This window comes from Gammaproteobacteria bacterium, assembly GCA_029862005.1.
GTDB lineage: Bacteria > Pseudomonadota > Gammaproteobacteria.
In genome coordinates this window covers 1-3,719 of record JAOTYD010000086.1, presented here as the reverse complement: position 1 = coordinate 3,719, position 3,719 = coordinate 1, and the positions used below count along the sequence as shown (strand labels likewise).

The following is a 3,719-nucleotide window of genomic DNA, read 5'->3' as shown; positions in this document are numbered from 1 at the left end:
CACGGGTATGTGGTTTTTACCACATCAAGCATGGTTCTCATCAAGAGATTGATCGCTGCAAGCGCAAATTTTTGTAAACCCACCTTGATTCCATTTACTCAAAACCACTCGCCCTTATTGCGCTCACCGATTGTCCCCGTTCGCGTGTGTGAAATGCCACATACAAACATTTCTATTTTTACGATCATAGGAAGCGTCAATTAAACGAGGAATACCTGACACATCCAGGTGGGTAACCCAATGAAGTTAATGATAAAGAATATGATCAGCTTATTCAGTCGAAACAATACGGATGATTCTTCACCCGAGAACAAGAGCGATACGTCCGTAATTGTTTCAGGCTACATCAGGCCAGATGGCGATGAGGCGCACCAGGCCACAATGCCGCGTAACTTAAAGTGCAAACAGGCCGGAATAATTTACGCGGACATCGCCGACTATAACCAGCTTGCGGAACAAGGCGAAGAAGGGGCCCATCTGTGTTTGGTCGAATGCATGAGAATCATGAAGGCGCATATAGCCGCGAATAACGGCACGGTTGCGCACTTTGCCGGTGATGCCATCCTCGCAGAGTTTAATGATGCTGACAGCGCTTTGCATTGCGCGATCAATGTTCATCTGGCAATCCGTCAACGAAATGCTAATTCCCACCCTGATCAACAATTACTGTTACGAATCGGTATCAGTTTTGGAGATGTAATCGCGGATAAAGACGACTTCTACGGTAACGCGGCATATCTCGCCGCCAGGCTTGAGAGACTTGCAAGCTCAAAGGGAATCTGTGTCTCAGAGTCGGTCATACAGGAGCTCGATGATCATGGGCCACTCAGCTTCGTCGCCATTGGGAAACAGTATGTGAAAAACATCAGCACGCCGGTAAATGTTTTCTGGATCGAAATCGATACGCCGCACTATCTGGAATCCAGTCTTGCCGATGCCGAAAAAATCTCGGTGGTGGCTTGATAAATAGTTATTCCAAATATCGGAGCTGCCGTTTTTTCGAGACGCGGTTCGGATTCTATTCAGTCGTCGTAGTTTTGAATCCAGGGATGCGTGAAACCGCCGATTACCCCCTGGGTGTCGGTAAGATTCTGCGTAGGAGAGATTAAAGATTGGTTGATGAATGATTACATGTAGTCTTTTCGACTTAGCACGTGCTTTTGCATTTTGATTGGGAAGGGCCAAAATTTCTAGCTTGAACAGCAAATAACCGGGCGTTCGTTTTTGGCCGAGGGTCGCCTCCCATGGCAGTATTTTGAGCGTCCGCCTTTGGGAACAGAGCTTCGAATTTCGAAAGATAGTGCTAGGGGTGGAATCGAATCCTGCACGTAAGTCGCTGAACATAAGTTCTTTGCCTAGATTCTCGTAGGTAAGTTACCAACACTTGTACCAACAAAAATTCCTCTTGGATTAAAGCTCTGCTCTTACCAGTGGCCTCTTGGCTAAAAAGGAGGTGCGGTCAGCAAATTCAGGGGCACCAACAATTTTAAGGAACACTCCCGCATTAAACCAACGAAAATACCAACTTTGCAGCAAGCTGCAGATCATAAGTTATTGATTTTTAGGATAAAATTGGTGCCCAGGGGCGGAATCGAACTGGTCCGCATTCGGCACCGACACGAGGATTTTCAAAAAGAGCAGTGACTTATATTTCTATATTTTTCAACAACTTATGGGACGTCCGTTGCGGGACTTTGCACCACGATGCATAACAATACACAACTAATCCCCGCAAAACTCCATGCGCATCACGATCAATTAGAGGCCTATTTTTCCAGGGTTAGTACAAGGTCTTCGGTTAGCTTTAGACGGGTTTCCATCAACCGGCCTTCGCGGTTCAGAGTTTGCTGCAGCCACTGGCTGTCGGCTTCCGAGGCACGCTGCAGACTGAACCGTTTTATCTGCATCGGTACCAGTTGCAATTGAACGAGTTTTCCGGAACCCGGATCGATATCGGCGAAATACATGAGCACCAGATCATCCCGAAATTCCTCGTAACCGCCGATGCCTTCATAGTCGTTGATGAAATCGCCGCTGCCATAAATAATCAGCTTGTCGTTATATACCTCAAGTGGTCTCGGATGGTGTGAAGAATGGCCATGGATCACATCAACGCCGGCCTCGTCAATGAGCCGGTGGGCAAAATCGATATGGCTCCCGGGGACGGCATAGCCCCAGTTACTGCCCCAATGAATGGAGGCAATGACGATATCGCCAGCCTGCTTCAGCTCCTCGACCTCTCGCCTAATCCGCTGAACCGTGCGTGCTGACAAATCCGGCAACAGGTTCACACCCGCTTTGTCCGATTGCGCCGCCCATTCGGAAGATATACCGCTCGATCGAAAACCGTAGGAAAACACGATGACCCTGCCTTTCCCTGCCACGCCGATTATCGCGGCCCGCTCCGCCTGCTGGCGATTTTCGCCCGCGCCTGAAAAACTGATACCGGCAGCGGACAGCGATACCAGCGTCTCGCTAAGCCCGGTGTAACCCCAGTCCAGTACGTGATTATTAGCGAGCGAGCAGTTATCAATCCCGGCTTCGACCAGGCAGGTTATGTTCTTTGGATGCATCTTGTAATGGATGCCTTTACCCGGCCAGTAGTCTCGACTCGTGGTAATACTCGTTTCCAGATTAACGAGTCGCACATCCGGCGCGATACGCTGCCATTCCTGCAAGGCCACTCCCCACAGCGTCTCACACTGAAGCGGTTTTTGAATCGAACCATTGGCGGCTTCCGCCAACGCAACATATCGCCCGGCATTCTTGACATACGACTCGTGTAAACGGGGGTCTCCCGGGTAAGGCAATACCTGGTCAACACCACGACCGGTCATGACATCACCGGCCATGAACAGGGTGATGGTCTGGTTTTTCGGCATGCCGGCAGCATACGCCACAGCCGGCGAGGCTGCAGCAACAAATAACAGGAGCAAGACGTGGCGCCAGGAATCGTAAAGCTCCGCGAATTTCGGTTTAGCAGTCATGATAATGAACAGTATGATTAGACAGATAACAAGAACGAGAAAAAATCATACCGCGTATCATTGATATCGCATCAAGTATAAACACCCGATTCTACCGATTCCATCAGGCGGCGTTTTATAAAATAGCCAGACTGATTTGACGATTTGCACTGGTTTTTCAGGATCATCTTATTTATCTTCATCGTAAGAGCAATCCGATGCAGAGTAGCCACTGATGAGAGCGCGACAGGTCCATGCCGCCATCGTATTGATGTCGGTGCTGCTGTTTGCCTGCGCCTCCCCGCCCAACGGCCTGTTTCCGCCAGGCCCCAACGAGCCTTTCAGAACAATTTATCTCGTCAGTCATGGCTGGCATGCCGGGATCGTGGTCAAGCGCACGGACATTCCAGCGGGCATTTGGCCCCAGCACAACGAGTTTCCCGGGGCGGAGTATTTGGAGGTGGGCTGGGGCGACAAGGATTATTACATGACACCGAACCCAGGCCTCGGGATCACGCTCAAGGCCGGATTTATGCCAACCGCGAGTGTGTTGCACATCGTGGGATTCCACGGTCCGGTAACAGATTATTTTCCACGCAGCGAAGTGATTCGTATCGATCTCTCCGAGGCCGGTTTCCAACGCCTGTGCCATTATCTGGAGAACAGTTATGCCCTTGACGAAACCGATCTCAGTCAGCCACTGGGCCCGTCCCTGTACGGTGATGGCAAGTTTTACCTGTCTAGGGAAACCTA

The 3,719-nt window shown here is 50.1% G+C and carries 4 protein-coding genes; 3 read left to right on the top strand and 1 reads right to left on the bottom strand.

The genetic code is table 11. The features are described from left to right. Both OES20_18965 and OES20_18960 read left to right on the top strand, forming a co-directional pair. Nucleotides 1–204, top strand: a 204-nt coding sequence (locus tag OES20_18965; protein ID MDH3636774.1) for a hypothetical protein, incomplete at its 5' end; no start/stop codon positions are given. Nucleotides 205–240: 36 nt separating this feature from the next. Further along, on the top strand, nt 241–963 hold the full coding sequence (locus OES20_18960) for an adenylate/guanylate cyclase domain-containing protein (protein ID MDH3636773.1): 723 nt from the start codon (nt 241–243) through the stop codon (nt 961–963). Nucleotides 964–1,766: 803 nt separating this feature from the next. Here the strand turns inward: OES20_18960 and OES20_18955 are convergent. Beyond that, nucleotides 1,767–2,882, bottom strand: coding sequence for a CapA family protein (locus OES20_18955; protein ID MDH3636772.1), 1,116 nt, complete (start codon nt 2,880–2,882; stop codon nt 1,767–1,769). Between the two features lie 319 nt (nt 2,883–3,201). Between OES20_18955 and OES20_18950 the strand changes: the two genes are divergently transcribed. Beyond that, nucleotides 3,202–3,719 (top strand): DUF2459 domain-containing protein (locus tag OES20_18950; protein MDH3636771.1); only part of this gene is annotated, 518 nt, incomplete at its 3' end.

Bases quoted from the DNA above. Each gene is read 5' to 3' on its own strand.
- OES20_18955 (MDH3636772.1), bottom strand. From the start codon at position 2,882: ATGCCGAAAAACCAGACCATCACCCTGTTCATGGCCGGTGATGTCATG.
- OES20_18960 (MDH3636773.1), top strand. From the start codon at position 241: ATGAAGTTAATGATAAAGAATATGATCAGCTTATTCAGTCGAAACAAT.